The sequence below is a fragment of the Deltaproteobacteria bacterium genome (assembly GCA_016235345.1).
Classification (GTDB): domain Bacteria; phylum Desulfobacterota; class Desulfobacteria; order Desulfobacterales; family Desulfatibacillaceae; genus JACRLG01.
Genome location: JACRLG010000021.1, coordinates 25,594 through 40,633, shown reverse-complemented (window position 1 = coordinate 40,633; position 15,040 = coordinate 25,594). Strand labels below are relative to the sequence as shown.

Annotated in this window: 13 protein-coding genes; 8 read left to right on the top strand and 5 right to left on the bottom strand. The window is 60.1% G+C overall.

The window, feature by feature from the left end:
• Positions 1–12: 12 nt before the first annotated feature.
• The 3 genes from HZB23_10260 to HZB23_10250 all read left to right on the top strand — a co-directional run bounded on the left by HZB23_10260 (position 13) and on the right by HZB23_10250 (position 2,354).
• On the top strand, positions 13–801 hold the full coding sequence (locus tag HZB23_10260; protein MBI5845039.1) for an electron transfer flavoprotein subunit beta/FixA family protein: 789 nt from the start codon (positions 13–15) through the stop codon (positions 799–801).
• A complete protein-coding gene (locus HZB23_10255; GenBank protein ID MBI5845038.1) occupies positions 798–1,775 on the top strand; it encodes an electron transfer flavoprotein subunit alpha/FixB family protein in 978 nt (325 codons plus the stop codon). The genes HZB23_10260 and HZB23_10255 overlap by 4 nt, the downstream gene beginning before the upstream one ends.
• Before the next feature lie 378 nt (positions 1,776–2,153).
• A complete protein-coding gene (locus HZB23_10250) occupies positions 2,154–2,354 on the top strand; it encodes a hypothetical protein (protein MBI5845037.1) in 201 nt (66 codons plus the stop codon).
• A 51-nt stretch (positions 2,355–2,405) separates the two neighbouring features.
• On the opposite strand, the gene HZB23_10245 is transcribed toward HZB23_10250, so the two are convergent.
• The 3 genes from HZB23_10245 to HZB23_10235 are packed head-to-tail and all read right to left on the bottom strand — an operon-like array spanning position 2,406 to position 7,260.
• Entirely contained in the window at positions 2,406–4,427 is a 2,022-nt protein-coding gene (locus tag HZB23_10245; GenBank protein ID MBI5845036.1) for a cation:proton antiporter, read from the bottom strand.
• A complete protein-coding gene (locus HZB23_10240; protein ID MBI5845035.1) occupies positions 4,427–5,278 on the bottom strand; it encodes a phosphodiester glycosidase family protein in 852 nt (283 codons plus the stop codon). Before HZB23_10240 ends, HZB23_10245 begins: the two co-directional genes overlap by 1 nt.
• A gap of 11 nt (positions 5,279–5,289) precedes the next feature.
• A complete protein-coding gene (locus HZB23_10235; protein MBI5845034.1) occupies positions 5,290–7,260 on the bottom strand; it encodes a tetratricopeptide repeat protein in 1,971 nt (656 codons plus the stop codon).
• Between the two features lie 220 nt (positions 7,261–7,480).
• Here HZB23_10235 and HZB23_10230 point away from each other — a divergent pair, with 220 nt between their 5' ends.
• Positions 7,481–8,263: a hypothetical protein gene (locus tag HZB23_10230; GenBank protein ID MBI5845033.1), complete on the top strand. Its 783-nt coding sequence runs from the start codon at positions 7,481–7,483 to the stop codon at positions 8,261–8,263.
• A 26-nt stretch (positions 8,264–8,289) separates the two neighbouring features.
• On the top strand, positions 8,290–9,276 hold the full coding sequence (locus HZB23_10225) for an alpha/beta hydrolase (GenBank protein ID MBI5845032.1): 987 nt from the start codon (positions 8,290–8,292) through the stop codon (positions 9,274–9,276).
• A gap of 136 nt (positions 9,277–9,412) precedes the next feature.
• Here HZB23_10225 and HZB23_10220 read toward each other — a convergent pair whose 3' ends face one another.
• Positions 9,413–11,641, bottom strand: coding sequence for a response regulator (locus HZB23_10220; protein MBI5845031.1), 2,229 nt, complete (start codon positions 11,639–11,641; stop codon positions 9,413–9,415).
• A gap of 286 nt (positions 11,642–11,927) precedes the next feature.
• Here HZB23_10220 and amrB point away from each other — a divergent pair, with 286 nt between their 5' ends.
• A complete protein-coding gene (amrB, locus tag HZB23_10215) occupies positions 11,928–12,776 on the top strand; it encodes an AmmeMemoRadiSam system protein B (protein ID MBI5845030.1) in 849 nt (282 codons plus the stop codon).
• Positions 12,777–12,801: 25 nt separating this feature from the next.
• Here the strand turns inward: amrB and HZB23_10210 are convergent, their stop codons facing one another.
• On the bottom strand, positions 12,802–13,779 hold the full coding sequence (locus HZB23_10210) for a formylglycine-generating enzyme family protein (protein MBI5845029.1): 978 nt from the start codon (positions 13,777–13,779) through the stop codon (positions 12,802–12,804).
• Between the two features lie 139 nt (positions 13,780–13,918).
• Here HZB23_10210 and HZB23_10205 point away from each other — a divergent pair, with 139 nt between their 5' ends.
• On the top strand, positions 13,919–14,224 hold the full coding sequence (locus tag HZB23_10205; protein ID MBI5845028.1) for a DUF721 domain-containing protein: 306 nt from the start codon (positions 13,919–13,921) through the stop codon (positions 14,222–14,224).
• Positions 14,221–15,009 (top strand): tRNA1(Val) (adenine(37)-N6)-methyltransferase, encoded by a 789-nt coding sequence (locus tag HZB23_10200; protein ID MBI5845027.1) that lies wholly within the window; start codon positions 14,221–14,223, stop codon positions 15,007–15,009. Before HZB23_10205 ends, HZB23_10200 begins: the two co-directional genes overlap by 4 nt.
• Positions 15,010–15,040: the final 31 nt, after the last annotated feature.

Here is a 15,040-nt window from a genome sequence, read left to right as displayed (position 1 = left end):
GGGAGACACAACATGGAAATTCTGGTTTGCGTGAAGCGCGTTCCCGACACCGCAGAGAACGAGATTGCGGTGAACAAGGACGGAAGCGACATCGTGCGCGACGATCTGGTCTACTCCGTCAACGAGTGGGACAACTACGCGGTTGAGGAAGCCATCCAGATCCGCGACAAGGTGGGCGGCTCGGTGACGGTTGTGGCGGTGGGCGACGACGACGCGGAAGAGATCGTCCGGCGCGAAATGGCCATGGGCGCGGACACCGGCATCATCATGAAGGATTCGGCGTTCGAGGGCTCCGACGGCCTTGGGATCGCAAAGATTCTGGCCAAGTGCGTAAGCATGGGGAAATACGATCTGGTGCTCACGGGCGCCATGGCGGACGACGGCGCGGGCCAGGTGGGCGGCATGCTGGCGGCCCTCCTTGACTGGCCCTACGCCTCGGTGGTCAACAAGGTGGAAGCCGGAAGCGGCAAGCTCACGGTTGGCCGTGAAATCGAGGGCGGCAACCAGGAGATGAACGAAATCGAGCTTCCCTGCGTGCTTTCCATCCAGACCGGCATCAACGAGCCCCGCTACGTGGGCATCCGGGGCATCCGCAAGGTGGCCTCGGTTGAAATCCCCTGTCACGGCAAGGACGCCTGCGGCCTCGACGCCGCCTCCATCGGCGACGCGGGCGCGAAAGTGAAGCGGGCCGCCTATTTCGTGCCGGTTCTTGGCGAGGGCGCGGAGATGATCGAAGGCTCCACCGACGAGCAGGTTGATAAGCTCATCGAACTTCTGAAGGCAAAGGGAGGGATAAAATAATGGCCATTTTCGCCATCATCCAGCACAAATCCGGCAAGGCCGACGACACCGTGGCCGAGCTTTGCCTTGCAGCCAAGAAGATTGACGCCGCTGCCGCCGTCACCGCCATCGTGGTGGGAAAGGCCGCAGATTGCGACGCCGTGGCCGCCGAGGCCGCCAAGTATTACGCCAACGTGTGGAAAATCGCGGCGGACGCTTTGGCCTATCCCAACGCCGAGCTTATCCGTCCCATGCTGGTGAAGCTCATCCCGGCGGGCTCCATCGTTCTGGCGCCCTTCACGCCCTTTGGCATGGACCTCTGCCCCGGCCTGTCGGTTAAAATGAACGCGGCCTACTGCGCCGACGTGGTGGGCGTAGACGGCCTCGAAGGCGCCGCCCTCACCGTCAACCGCCAGGAATACGCGGGCCAGGTTTACGCCAAGATGAAGATCGACGTGTCCGGCGGCGCGGTTCTCACCTGCCGTCCGGGCGTGTTCGCGTCCGACGATGTTCCCGTCGTTAACGGCGCAGTTGCCGACAAGACCGCCGACGCCGGAGCCGTCCCCGCCGCCAAGCGCCGCTTTCTCGAAGTGGTGGAGGCCGAAGTGGGCGACGTGGACATCACCAAGAGCGACGTCCTGGTCTCGGTGGGTCGCGGCATCGAAAGCCAGGAAAATCTCGAAATCGCATTCGATCTGGCCAAGATCATGGGCGCGGACGTTTCCTGCTCGCGGCCCATCGTGGACGCCAAGTGGCTGGAAAAGAGCCGCCAGGTGGGCACATCCGGCCAGACCGTGAAGCCCAAGGTGTACATGGCCATGGGCATTTCGGGCGCTTTCCAGCACCTGGGCGGCATCAAGGGCAACCCCTTCATCGTTGCGGTGAACAAGAACCCCAAGGCCCCCATTTTCCAGGTGGCCGAGGTGGGAATCGTGGGCGACATCCTGGAGCTTATTCCGGCACTCACGGAAAAGATTTCCGAGATGAAGGGCTGAAGCCCTGAAAGCGCGAATTGCTGTGTCAGCGCGGGTGGGCGGGGTCGTTATGTACCTTGAGTACACGGCCTCCCCCGCCCACCCGCTTGCACTTCATCGCTTTCAGGACTTCAGCCGCGTGCCGTAATTGCGGGCGGCGAAAGATGGATTTATAGGGGACGCCGGCTCATCGCTTGTGATCACCCTGGTACTGCCGGTAGGGAAAGTTGGGAAAGCCCTTGTCAGGAGGCGTTGCACTTGGGGTGAAGTCTCAAACCTGTCCTTGGAGTTGGAATGGCGCAGCAATTCCAACTCCAAGGCCCCGATAAAAGGGGGTCTGGGGGAGCGCAGCTCCCCCAGCCGCCGGAGGCTGCTTTTGCCTTTGCCTTTAGGGGGCGGATGAGCGTGATCTTCAATGCTGCGGCTCTTGCACAGATCATGAAGCGCCTTGCGTGCCCGCATTGCGGGCATTGGCAGGACCGGACCCGCAGCATTCTTGCCCACGGGCGGGTAACCTGCCATAAATGCAAGAAAACCTTTGCGGTGGCCGAGGGCAGGAAGGCCGGGGAAGCGAAAACGCAGCTTAGAAAGCGGCACTGAAACGGCTGAAGTATTGATGAGCGATTTTTGAGCCCCCTGACGGTTTTTCCGTCACGGGGTTTCGTTTTTTTCGGGGGGCGGGGTGATTTTTGCGCCGAAAAGTTTCATGGCCCGGTTCATGGCCTCCAGCTGCCCGACGAGAAAAAGAGTGTCACCCGTTTTTATGGGGCCTGCCGAATCCGGCGGATCGAAAAGCACTCCGTCCCGTTTCACCGCAACGGCCAGAGCTCCGGTTTTTCGGCGAAGGTCCAGTTCTGCAAGGGTGTTTCCAACGGCTGTCGAATCTGCGGCAACCATTACGGATTCTATCTTGAGTTCCGAAAGCGCCCCGGTTTCGCACACGGTTATTCGAGGCACGGTAATTCGCCGGTTGAGGGATCCAAGCTCCTGCCTTGTCTCGCTGATCCTGTTTTCTATCACGTTCCGGGGAATTTCAAGGCGGCGCAAAAGCCTTGCCAGGACTTCGACCCCGGCTTCCACTTCCTCGGCCACAACGTCTGTGGCCCCCATTTCCAGAAGCCCCTGGGCCTCCCCAAGATAGCGGCAACGTATGATGACCGGAATCGAAGGCGCTGCTGCGTTGACGGCCAAAGTCACCCGGCGGGCGGCTTCCGGGTCGTTAATCAGCACCACCACTGCGCGGGCGGTTTCCACGCGGGCGTGCAGAAGGGCTTCCCGGCTTGTGGCGTCGGCGTAATAGATCGGCACACCCGTTTTTCTCGCCTTTGAAACGGTGACTGAGTTCAGTTCCAGTATGATGTGGGCCGCGCCGCTTGCGGTGAGGGCCTCGGACACCAGCTTTCCGGCCACGCCGTAGCCCACCATTATAACGTGGCCGGAGAGCTTTTCGGTCTCCGGGTCGTCATCCATGCTTTTTGCGCCCAAAAGTCTGGCAAGGGGTGCCAGGATGCGTTCTCCGGCGGTTATGTGGGGGGCGAGCCCGATGAGGACCGGGGTCAGAAACATGCTGATCACCCCGCCCGCCATGAGGATGTCCGAAAAATCCTTGTCTATGAGCCCCAGCGGCTCCCCGGCTTTAAGGAGCACGAATCCGAATTCGCCGAACTGGGCAAGGCCGATGCCGGAAAGCCATATCGCCCTTGCGGGAAATCTCATGATGGCTGCGGCCAGCCCTGCCAGAAGTGCTTTTCCGAAAACCAGTGCAAAAAGCACTCCGGCCACTTCCAATGGATGATTGGCGATGGTGCGAACATCGAAGAGCATTCCAAGGGACACGAAAAATACGCTCACAAAGGCGTCCCGGAAGGGGATGATGTCGCCCAGGGCCCTGTGCTGAAATTCGGTTCCGGCAACCACCATTCCGCCCAGAAAGGCCCCAAGGGCGAGGGAGAGCCCGGCCAGGGAGGTCAGCCAGGCCGTGCCCACGCACATGGCCAGCACCGCCAGCAGGAACACTTCCCGGCTGCGGCTTGCGTCCACGCGCCTAAACACATAGCCCGCAAGGTGGCGGGCGAAAAAAAGGGTCAAGACTATGGCGAAAGCTGCTTTTCCAAGGGCGGCGGCCAGTTGCAGGGCTGTTTCGGCGGGCGGAGCCGGGCTGGCGAGGACCGGCAGAACCAGCATCATGGGGACTATGCACAGGTCCTGAAAAATGAGGGTTCCCACAATGAACCTGCCATGTGGGGCGTCGGTTTCGCCACGGTCAGCCAGTGCGCGCAAAACGATGGCGGTGCTGGAAAGGGATACTGTGATTCCCATGAATACGGCGCGGGGGGTGGAGGCTCCGAAGGCATGGGCGACAAGGGCGGATACTGCGAGGGTCCCGGCCACCTGGACAAGGCCACCGACCGCCACCCGGCGGAAAATGTTGGCAAGGCGGTCCAGAGAAAATTCAAGGCCGATGGTGAAAAGGAGAAACACCACCCCCACCTCGGCGATGGCCTCGATGGCGTGGATTTCACTTACCAGCTTAAGCCCGTAAGGCCCCACCAGCGCCCCTGCCGCCAATAGCCCGGCAACGGCGGGGAGCCTCAAGCGCCAAAGCGCAACCGTCACGGCGGCCCCCACGGCGGCGATGACCGCAAGTTCCCTTAAAAGAAAAAGATCGGGCATCAATTTCCAGTCGCAGTTGCGGCCTTTCTGGGCACTATTCCCAGCACGTTGGGAAGCGGGTAGAGGTCGAACGAGCCTGCCCACTGTTTCCGCACCGAGCCAGCCGAGACGTACAGCCCGGCGGGCGGCCCCCCTTCGGCGTACATGGTTGTCCGCACGTCCATTGGAAGCAGGAGAATGGCCCTGGCAAAATCATGCACGGTGTATAGGGATTCCGAAAAAATGAAAAGCGCCCTGCCCTTGCCGTCCACCGAAACGCAGGCGATGGGCGTGGCCGATCCGCCTGCAGCCCAGGTGATCTTGCGTTCGGAATTGATCATGCGGTAATTCTGGACCGCAGAGCGGTACTTTTTGAGAGATCCCTTGAGGGACCTGTCTTCCCGGTCCATCATCCTGAAGGCGGGCAGATCGGCGCTTGAGGGGTCGAAGAGCAGATAGGCCCCGAAGCGCTTGTTTTTCCTGGGGTTGTTCACGTGGCCGGGGCGGCGCATGAGGCCGGTGGATGTTTTGTGGTCGGCCTGATACATGCTGGCGTTGATACATGCCAAAAGCTCCCCCGCCTCCGCCCATTCCTTTACCGTGGCGAGCCGCCCGCCGGTGTGTGAGGACATAAACAGGGCGAGGTTGGTTTTTTCCGGATCGGCCCTGACCGCTATGATTTTTGAGGTTCCGGTGGTGGCCTTTACCGGGGAGTCGAACTCGGCGAGCCAGATTCCGGGCGCGATTTCACGAAACCCGTCCTTGGACGCCTGGGAGGCGCAGGCCAGAAGGGCGAAGGCGGCCAGCACAAGAAGCGGGATCGGCCTTCTCAGGAGACGCGCAAAAATTTCATTCCGCATTGCCATATTCATGTCCACCCCGGTCAAAACGACAAGCGGGCAAGGGCGTCAATCGCTCCCTGATGGCCCGGATTGCGGAGCAATACGTCCCGGCATAGAATCGCCGCTTCGTCCCTTCGGCCCTGGCCTTCGAGAAGCTCCGCCAGGGCCAGGGCGGCCCGGATCGAGCCGGGGTCCTGGCGAAGCGCCCCGTAAAACTCGGCTTCCGCGCCGCGAGCGTCCTTTTTCACCAGGAGAGTCACCGCAAGATTTATCCGGGCGTCGACAAGTCCGGGCTCATTTTCGCATATCTGGCGAAAGAGCCTTTCCGCCCGCTCCACCTCTCCTGCGGAAAGACAGGCCGCGCCCAGGCCCATTTTGGCCGGTACGGACGAAGGGTCCACCTTAAGCGCCGCCTGGAATGCGTCCACGGCCTCCGCGTTTCTTTTGCCCCTCAGCAATACTTCGCCGAGCACCCTGTGGTTTTCCGCCTCGTGGGGAGCCAAACGGATCGCCTCGCGCAGATGGCGCAATCCGGCCTCCATGTCCCCGGTTTCGGCCAGAAGAGCCCCCAAGTCCTTATGGGCCGGAGAAAGGTCCGGCTTTATCCCGATGGCCTTTAAAAACGCGCTCTTGGCCTCGCCTGGCCGGTTTTCGTAGTAAAGGGCCTTGCCCACGTTGGTCCAGGCGCGGGAGTTGCCCGGAAGTTTTTCCACGGTATCGATCCAGATGGAAAGCTCGGTGGCGTAGGCCGCGTTCCGGTTATGTGTGGCAAGGGCCAGTACCGGCACCAGGACGGCGAAAAGGCCGATTGCCCAGCGTGAGTCCTTCAAATATCTTGCGAAAAATCCGTGCACGGCAAAAACGAAAAGTACGGTTAGGCCCGCCAGAGGCAGGTAGGCCCTTTGCTCCGAGGCCACGCACCATAGGGGAAGCACCGATGACGTGGGCGCAAGGATCACGAAAAACCAGACAACCGGATAGGCCCAGGCCCGGCGTTGAAAGGCCCCCCAAAGGGCCAGGGCCAGAACCGCCCCAAGGGGGAGGGCGTAGGCGAGAACCCTTAAAGCCTTCGGATGCGGCCAGCCGAAAAGGCCGTCCGAGGGCCAGCCGTAGTCGAAGCAAAGCCTGTCCGGCCAGAAAGCGAGCCTTATGTAGCCCGCCACGGCTTCGGGCTGATTCAGGAGATAAGCGAGGGACGTGTACTGGTCGTGGCCCGCGTACGCCTTGGACGAGGTGCCGCCCCCCGCCACCAGGAAGAAGAGGAAGCCCAAGCCCAGGGCCAGCCCGCCGTAAAGGACCGGAGATCGCCTGATTATCCTGGCCGAAGACGCCTCGGTGAAGGTCCTTTCGTACAGAAAGACCAAGAGCGGCGCGGCAACGATGACCTCCTTCGAGCCTGCGCCCAGGAACATGGCGCAAACTGCGCCAATCTGCCACAAAACGGGCCTTTTTGACCCAAGCGCCCGAATTGAGCAATAAAGTACCAAAAGAAAGAAAAAGGCCATCATGGCCTCTATACGCTGGGTCACATATGTCACAGCCTGGGTCGTGAGCGGATGCACAGCCCAGACCAGCGCGGAAAAAAAGGCCAGGCGGAGGGACCATTTTCCGTACCGTTCATTGAGGGCGGGCAGAAGAAGGCTCCGCCGCACTACTCCGAACAGGGCGAAGGCGCAGCCTAAGTGAATCAGGATATTGAAAAGGTGGTATCCAAAAGGGTTATCAGCCCCGAAAGCCCAGTTTACGGCCAGGGTAAGGTTGCTGACCGGGCGGCCCGCCACCCCGGTATGAGCCGAACCGGCCAGTACCGCCGCGATATCCCGCAAATTCCTTATGGACGGGTTGTTTCCCACGTTCAGGGCGTCGTCCAGGAGAAAGGGGACCCTGACCGCGTTGCCATAGGCCGCAAAAACCGCCACGGCGATCATGGCCAGGGCCGCCGCCGCAAATCGGTCGTCCGACGCCTCTTTTATGACGCGATGTGTCGTATTTTCTGTTTCAATCGCTACCATTTTTTGATAATACTACCACTGTCTTCATCCATCAACCCGAAACCGGCAAAGGGCCGCCGAATCTTTCCCTTGCGGCAAAGCCAGGATTCATAAGCCTTCTATTGCTTGCCAAAATTTTTTTCCGGGTTTAGGGTTATTTGTTTGTATGAAGCTGATCAAGACAAGGGTAAAATGGCCGCCTTTCGCATAGCGAGCCGATATCACAAGGAAAAGCTGAGCAATGACAAGCCTTGAACCTGGAATCGCCATGCCGGGCGAAGGAATCCCGCTTTCTCGCCTTGCCCCTTACGTGAAGGGCCTTCGGAAGTTTTTCATCAAGGATTTCGAGCTGATAAACCCGGAAGCCGCCCTTCCCGACGGCGACCGCCCGCTGGTTTTCATAGCCGCCCACGGCCCCCTTTACGCGCCCACGCCAATGCTCTTGCTGCTTGGGGAATATTTCATCGATCACGGCCTTTCGGACAAGGTGGTTGGCATCTATCCCCATCCCATGCTCATGCGCTTTCCGGGCATGAAGGCCCTTTTTTCCCGCCTTGGGACCCCCACCAGGGTCTACGACCTGGAAGGGCTGGTTGCGCGCCTGAAGGACGGCAGGATCAACATCACCGGAACCGGGCCTGAGGGCATGTACTGCCACCTTTCGTGGACCGACTACGTGGGGCCCTTTGACAACGCGGGGATGATCGCCGCCGCAGTTCTCGCGGACGCGGACATCTGCCTCCTGGCCCACCAGGGGGGCGACGCATGGAACCTGCGCCTCAACCTGCCCTTTGGCTGGACCGTGCCCCTGACTCGCGGACTTCGGGGGATCAACGTTCCCATCGGGCCGGTAAGAAGGGTTGAACGCATGGTGGTCTCCTGCGAAAGGTACTCTCCCGGAGTGTCGCGCAAGGAACTTGAAAAGGCCGATGGCCGCGAAAGAAGGCTTCTCATAACCCTTGAGGTTGAAAAGATAAGGCACCGGCTGAACAGCATGACGGATGAGCTTGTGGCAGGCCGCTAAATCCGGTTTTTAGAAAGGTATTGTTCGTGAAGATTGAAAGATTGATGAAAAAAGCCCGGCACCGCATGTTCGAGGGCCTTTTTGAAGGCATGGCCCTTGTTTCGGATTTTTCCAGGCGTCAGAGGGAAATAAGGGACTTGAGCGACATAACGCGGGACCTGCCCTATGACGGGGGAGCCGACCCCGCCTGCACCCTGGACGTTTACAGGCCGAAACAGTCCGACGGAAAGCTTCCGGTCCTCATCTACCTACACGGCGGCGGCTTTTCCATGTGCTCCAAGGAGACCCACCGGGCGGTGGCCCTTGCCTACTCCCATTACGGGAAAATGGCGGTTTTCAACGTGAATTACAGGCTGGCCCCCAAGCACCGCTATCCTGCGGCCCTGGAGGACTCCTGCCGGGCCTATCGCTGGGTTACGGAAAACGCGGCCCGCTTCGGGGCCGACCCGTCCCAGCTTTTCGTGGCCGGTGAATCCGCAGGCGGCAACCTCACCCTGGGCCTTGGGATCTGCGCCTCCTTCGAGCGCCGTGAGCCCTATGCAAGAATGGTTTACGAGACCGGAATTACGCCCAAGGCCATAATGGTCCTGTGCGGCATCCTGCAGGTGAGCGAAACCACGCGGTTCGACGCCCAGGCGATAGAGGGGTTTTCCGGCAGGTGGCTGGGCGTTCACAGCAAGATGGCCCAGGACGTCTCCCGTGGCTACCTCGGGCGCGGCTGGGAGAAGCCCTCGCCGGAAACCGCCCTGGCCGACCCGCTTCTGATACTGGAATCGGAGGCCAGGCCGGAGCGTCCGTTTCCCCTGGTTTTCGCAATGGTGGGGGACAGGGACATCCTCCTTTCGGACACCCGCCGCCTGGAAACCGCCCTTTCCGGCAGGGAAGCGCCCCACGAGGTGAAATACTACCCCGGAGTCGGCCACGCCTTTCACATGCTCAAGGGCAACAGCCAGTCCAAGCGCTTCTGGGGCGACAATTTCAGCTTTCTGCGCCGGAACATCGTGCGGGGTTGACCAAGGAGGAGGGGCGCGAGCGGTTTCCATTTAAAACGAATCTGCCCGCTGGAAGCCTTCCCCTGAATTTATGAGCGGAATAAGCAAAAGGCCCGGAAATCTTTCCGGGCCTTTTGCATAAGCAGGTTTGACAACATCATGAATGCAGCGTTTTTCCGTACTTCTCCACCATGCGGATAAGATTTTCCTTTTTAAGGGGCTTTGAGATGTAATCGTTCATTCCTGCGGCAAGGCAGCGTTCCCGGTCTTCGGGCATGGCGTGGGCCGTCAGCGCTATTATGGGAACGTCCGTGAATCCGTCCTTGCGGATCATCTTCACTGCGGCAAATCCGTCCATTTTGGGCATTTCCACGTCCATCAGAATCAGATCGTAGCCCTCATGCGATTCCAGCACCATCTTTACGGCCTGCTCCCCGTCCATGGCCCCGTCCACCTCGTGGCCCGCCTTGGTTAAAATGAACTTGGCCAGCTTGTGGTTGTCCGGGTTGTCCTCGGCCAGAAGGATTCTGAGCGAGTTGACCGGCCTGCCTGCGGACGTGCTCACCACCGACCCGCGCGTGAGCAGGCGCGCCAGGACCTCGTACAGGGCCGCCTTGCGGATGGGGGAAGTCATCACCTCGTCGAAACCGGCCTTGGCGCTTTTTTGGGCGTCGAGCCCGGTTAAAGGGGCGATGGCCACCAGGGGCAGGCGGGCGAAGTCCCCGCCGAGAAGCCTTATCTGGCTGCCCACCTCGTAGCCGTCCATTCCGGGCATGGCGAGGTCGCAGAGTACCAGGTCCAGGGGGTTTCCCGCTTCCCTGGCCCTTTGAAGGGTGGGGACCACCTCCAGGCCGTTCATGATGGGAACGACCCTCATGCGGGCTGCGGATAAAATTTTGGTGAGGCTTTCCACGTTGCGCTCGGAGTCGTCCACAACAAGAATTTTCTTGCCGGTGAGGAGCTTGGGAGGCTGGGCCATTTTCTCGGCATCGGGAACCCGGCCAAGCCAGGCCGTGAAGGAGAAGGTCGAGCCCGACCCTTCCCGGCTGCTCACCGTGAGGTCGCCGCCCATGAGAAGGGCGATGTGGCGGCAATAGGCCAGGGAAATGTCGCCGGCCTCATCGGCGGACCTTTGAAGGCGGGGCTTGGCCGAAGGCTGGAAAACGCCGCCAAGCCTCTCCTTTGGAATGCCGATACCCGTGTCTGCCACCGAAATTTTTATCTTGATCCTTTCGGCCTCAGCCGCCTGGGATTCCGCCAAAACCCTGATTTCACCGCTTTCGGTGAAGCGCACGGCGTTTCCCACAAGATTTGAAACCACCTGCCGGAACCGGTCCGGGTCTCCGCTCACCACCTCTGGAATTCCCGGATCAACCTGAAAGGAAAGGGAAAGTCCCTTTGCCGTCGCCTTCACGCCGAAGGACTCAGCCACGGCAAGGATGATGCCTTCCGGGTCGAACTCAGTCTGAATAAGGTCAAGCTCCCCCGCCTCCATCCTGCTTGCGTTCAAAAGCCCGTCGATCACCGCCAGAAGCTCCCGGGCGTTTTTCCCGATGCTCCGGGCCTGATCCGCCTGGGTGGGGTCCTGCCTGTTTTCGGCGAGTATGTCGGCGAAACCCAGAACCGAGTTCAAGGGCGTGCGAACCGCGGTGGAAAGCCTCTCCAGAAGCTCGGCCTGGCGGGCCTGGGCGTCCTCCTCGTTTCTGCGGGCGCGGGCAAGGTCCTCTTGGGCCAGTTTGAGCGCGGTGATATCGGTGACGGAAAACACGAAACCCCTGGCCACGCCCGAAACGTCTCGCAAGGAGGCCACCGCGACGCGGGCGGCCAGCCTTTTTCCATCCTTGCGCACAAGGGTCCAGTCGCGCTCGAAGGGGCGTCCGTCGCGCGCCCTGGCCGTGATGGCCTCAAAACCCGTGACCTCGCGTTCCATTTCGGATGAAAGGACCTTTGCATAGACATCCAGTTCGGCGGCCAGGAACAGTTTTTCGATTCCCTGGCCCAAAACCGCGTCCGACGGAAGGCCGAACATGCGGGACGCGCCGGATGAAAAGGCCGTGATGAGCCCGGATGGGTCGGTCACGGCCACGGCTGCCTGAAAGGCGGCTTTTAAAACAACGCGCAAAGCTCCCTTTTCCACCGGATCGATGGAAGAAGCCGCGGGCGCAGGGTCGCTTTTGGGCGGAACCGCAAAATTCGGCGAGGTCACCTCGTTTCTTTCCATCTCCTTCCTGATTTTTTGGAATTCCCCTATCATTTCGTCCGTGGGCGGCTCCCCGAACTCCTCCAGAAAGGTCTGGCTGAATTTGGCCGCAGTGGGGTTCGCGCCGATGGCAACGTTTCTGGCAAGCGCGAGTTTCATGCCGTGGTAGGCGTCTTTGGAATTCATGATGGCCGGTCCATGTGCGGGTCGTGGAAGGGGCAGACATATTTTTCAATAATAACATCCGGCCCGTCCGAATACAATATTTCCCGATTCCTCCTTGTTAAAACGATTCCGAAAAAATCCGACTTTTTTTATGCGCCGGGCGTGCGCCCGCAAACCGGATTTCGCCCTTGCAAGCAAGGCCTCAAACGGCGTATACAATGAGGTACTTTCATGGAATGAAATCACGGCCATAAACGCCGGATAGGTAACGCTTTTTTGATCCGGGACCGACACCTTGGGAGGGCGCATGATACGAAGGGCGGATTTTGCCGGTTCCTGGTATCCGGGAACCCCGGGGGAATGCAGGGCGGCCATAGAGGGCTTTCTCGAAAATGGCCTCCCTAAGCCCGCTCATGGGATTTTGGGGGTGGGAGGAATAGTCCCCCACGCGGGCTGGTATTATTCGGGCGAGGTGGCGGCAAAGGTGATGGCCGTGATGGCGGCCCTTAGAAAGCCAGATCTAATCTGTGTTTTCGGAATGCACCTGGGGCCTTCGCATCCCAACATAATAATGGATAAGGGCGAATACGAAACCCCGCTGGGAAACCTTTCCGTGGCCGAAGACGCTGCGGCGCTATTGGTGAAGGGCTTCGATTTTCTGGTGGAAAGCCCTGAAAGCCACAGCCCGGACAACACCATAGAGCTTCAGCTTCCCCTTGTGAGGTATTTTTTCGGGGACGTGAAGGTGCTGGGAATCGGCGCGCCGCCCACGATCCGCTCCCTGGCAGTTGCCCGCGCGGTGGTTGACGTGGCCTCTCACCTCGGATACCGCCTTTCGGTAATAGGCTCCACGGACCTCACCCACTACGGCCCCAACTACGGGTTTTCGCCCAGGGGCCAGGGGCCGGGGGCCGTAAAATGGGTGAAGGAGCAGAACGACTTTGCGGTTATGAATAAAATGATGGAACTGGATGCGGAGGGAGTGATAAGCGAGTCGCTTTCCAACCATAACGCATGTTGCGGGGGCGCGGCTGCTGCTGCCATTGCGGCGTCAAAGAGCCTGGGGGCGGTAACGGCCCAGAAAATCGCCTACACCACAAGCCTTGAAAAGGGCGGGGGATCGAGCTTCGTGGGCTACGCCGGAATGGTTTTTTAAGGCCGGAAACAGCTTCCGGGTGCAGTCAGTTGATGCGAACCACCCTAAACCCATCGTTGTACCTTCTGAAATTGGCCGTTCCGTAGCTCCGGTTCGCGCAACGGACCCCGGCTGGCGGGTTGTCCCAGCTTCCGCCCCTGACCTGGCGGCCCTCCTTTGACTGGGCGGGCCCCGTGGGATTCACCAGGGGAGCCTTCAAATCCTTGGGGTAATGGCCCTTCCAATCTATGCACCATTCCCAGACGTTGCCCAGAATATCGTAAAAGCCCCAGGGATTGGGGGCGAATTTCCCCACCGGCGCGGTCACCACGTACTTGTCGTCGCAGGGAAACATCTTCTTCCACTTGGAAAATTTTTCCTTGGCGGAAGCGTCGGCCACATTGGCGTATTTGCAAGCGTCTTCTGGCGCGTCCCCCCAGAAGCGGATGGTGGTTGTACCGGCCCGGCAGGCGTATTCGTGTTCCGCCTCGGTGGGGAGGCTGAATATCCACTTGTTGCCGGACTGGTCGGAAAGCCACCTGCAAAAGGTCATGGCGTCGTTCCAACTCACGTTCACCACGGGCTGGTCGTCGTCGTTCAAGGTAAAGGCCTTGGGAACGTTTCCCGGAACCTTGTACTCGCCGCTGTTGTGCTCCTTGCGAAACTTTCTGTACTGGGCGTTGGTCACCTCGTACCTGCCCATGTAGAAACCGGTTAGGCACACCCTGGTGACCGGCCCCTCGTCGTCGTCGTCCTCAGGCTCCCTCAGTTCCGGCGGGCTGCCCATCATGAAGCAGCCGGAAGGAACATAAAGCATTTCCATGCCGGTTACAGGTTCGACCCAGACCTCGCCCTGTTTCGGCTCCGTTGCATCCTTGGGCATGGCCCTGTCGGACGGGGCATGGAGCCAGTCCAGGTCGGGGCCTATCTGTTCCCCCGGAGCCCAGGCCAGGGCCGGGGAAAGCCCGGAAAGCAACAGGAAGGCTGCAAGACCGGCAGCCACGGCGAATCGTTTCGCGTTCATTTTCAATCCGTTCTCCGCCTTTCCATGATTTTTCCGTCACTATGCCATAATTTCCACCCCCTGGGCAAGTCCAATGAGGTTTTTCACGGGTACGGTCTGCACTCTTGACTTAAAGGTCCTGGCCGGGAATAATCCCTTCATGGGACGGAGAAACTCAAAGATCAGGGTCGAGCCGGAGGCCTTTTCGCTGGTTCTGGACCGAATCATGGGAAAGGCCGGAAAAACGGACTTGGGCGCAGTCTGGCGCGCCTGGGAAAAGGCCTGCGAGGCCGCGCCCATACCGGCGACTCCTGCAGCGTTCAAGAACGGGGTCCTGGTGGCCAGCGTGGAAAACGCGGCCCTGTGCCAGGAACTGATCTATCTGCGGGACGACCTGAAGGCCCGCATCAACGCATTTTTGGGCGGCGACATCGTTTCTGAAATCAGGTTCAAGGTGGGAAGGTGAACCCTTTGAAGGAAACCGCAGAACCTGAGGCCGGGATTGATGCCTCTTCGGACGGAGACGGCGGGCGGTACACCGAAGACGCTATTTTATCCGGTAAAATCACCGTGTTGCAACCGAAGAACGGCTACCGGTTTTCATTGGACGCGGTTTTGCTGGCCTTTTTCGTGAGGGCCAAAAAAAGCGACACCATTGTTGACCTGGGCTGCGGAAGCGGAGTCATCGGGCTCATACTGGCCCACAGGTTTCCGGATGTGTGCGTTTACGGCCTGGAGCTGCAGAGGGAGCTTGCCGAAGCCGCCGCGCAAAACGCCATGCGCAATGGCTTTTCGGACAGGGTGAAGGTCATTCAGCGGGACTTTACGACTCTCCCCTGCCCCGGCCTTCCCGGAAAAATCGACGCGGTTGTCTCAAATCCCCCGTTTCGCAAGTCCGGGTCAGGCAGGCCCAACCCTCTCTCCCCCAAGGCCATCGCCCGCCACGAAATCGCCGGAAGCCTTGCCCAGGCTGCGGAGGCCGCCTCCCGGCTTCTCTCTCCCAGGGGGAGCTTTTTCTGCGTTTACCCGGCGTCCCGCCTGGCCCACTGCGTAAGCACGCTTTGCGCAAACGGGCTGGAGCCCAAGCGCCTTCGCATGGTCCATCCCAAAAAGGACGAGCCCGCAAGCCTTATACTGGTGGAGGCCAGAAAGGGTTCAGGCCCGGAACTTCTTCTGGAGCCTCCCCTTTTCATCCACGAAAACGGGGGCTATACGGCGGAAATCTCCGCCATGCTGGGCCTGGACGGCTGAGGGAAGGGCCTCGAAGGCCCTATGATTGAAG

Coding starts and splice junctions, on each gene's coding strand:
- HZB23_10245 (MBI5845036.1), bottom strand. CDS start 4,427: ATGCCCGATCTTTTTCTTTTAAGGGAACTTGCGGTCATCGCCGCCGTG.
- HZB23_10235 (MBI5845034.1), bottom strand. CDS start 7,260: ATGGTAGCGATTGAAACAGAAAATACGACACATCGCGTCATAAAAGAG.
- HZB23_10260 (MBI5845039.1), top strand. CDS start 13: ATGGAAATTCTGGTTTGCGTGAAGCGCGTTCCCGACACCGCAGAGAAC.
- HZB23_10205 (MBI5845028.1), top strand. CDS start 13,919: ATGGGACGGAGAAACTCAAAGATCAGGGTCGAGCCGGAGGCCTTTTCG.
- HZB23_10230 (MBI5845033.1), top strand. CDS start 7,481: ATGACAAGCCTTGAACCTGGAATCGCCATGCCGGGCGAAGGAATCCCG.
- HZB23_10210 (MBI5845029.1), bottom strand. CDS start 13,779: ATGAACGCGAAACGATTCGCCGTGGCTGCCGGTCTTGCAGCCTTCCTG.
- HZB23_10240 (MBI5845035.1), bottom strand. CDS start 5,278: ATGAATATGGCAATGCGGAATGAAATTTTTGCGCGTCTCCTGAGAAGG.
- HZB23_10250 (MBI5845037.1), top strand. CDS start 2,154: ATGAGCGTGATCTTCAATGCTGCGGCTCTTGCACAGATCATGAAGCGC.
- amrB (MBI5845030.1), top strand. CDS start 11,928: ATGATACGAAGGGCGGATTTTGCCGGTTCCTGGTATCCGGGAACCCCG.
- HZB23_10220 (MBI5845031.1), bottom strand. CDS start 11,641: ATGAATTCCAAAGACGCCTACCACGGCATGAAACTCGCGCTTGCCAGA.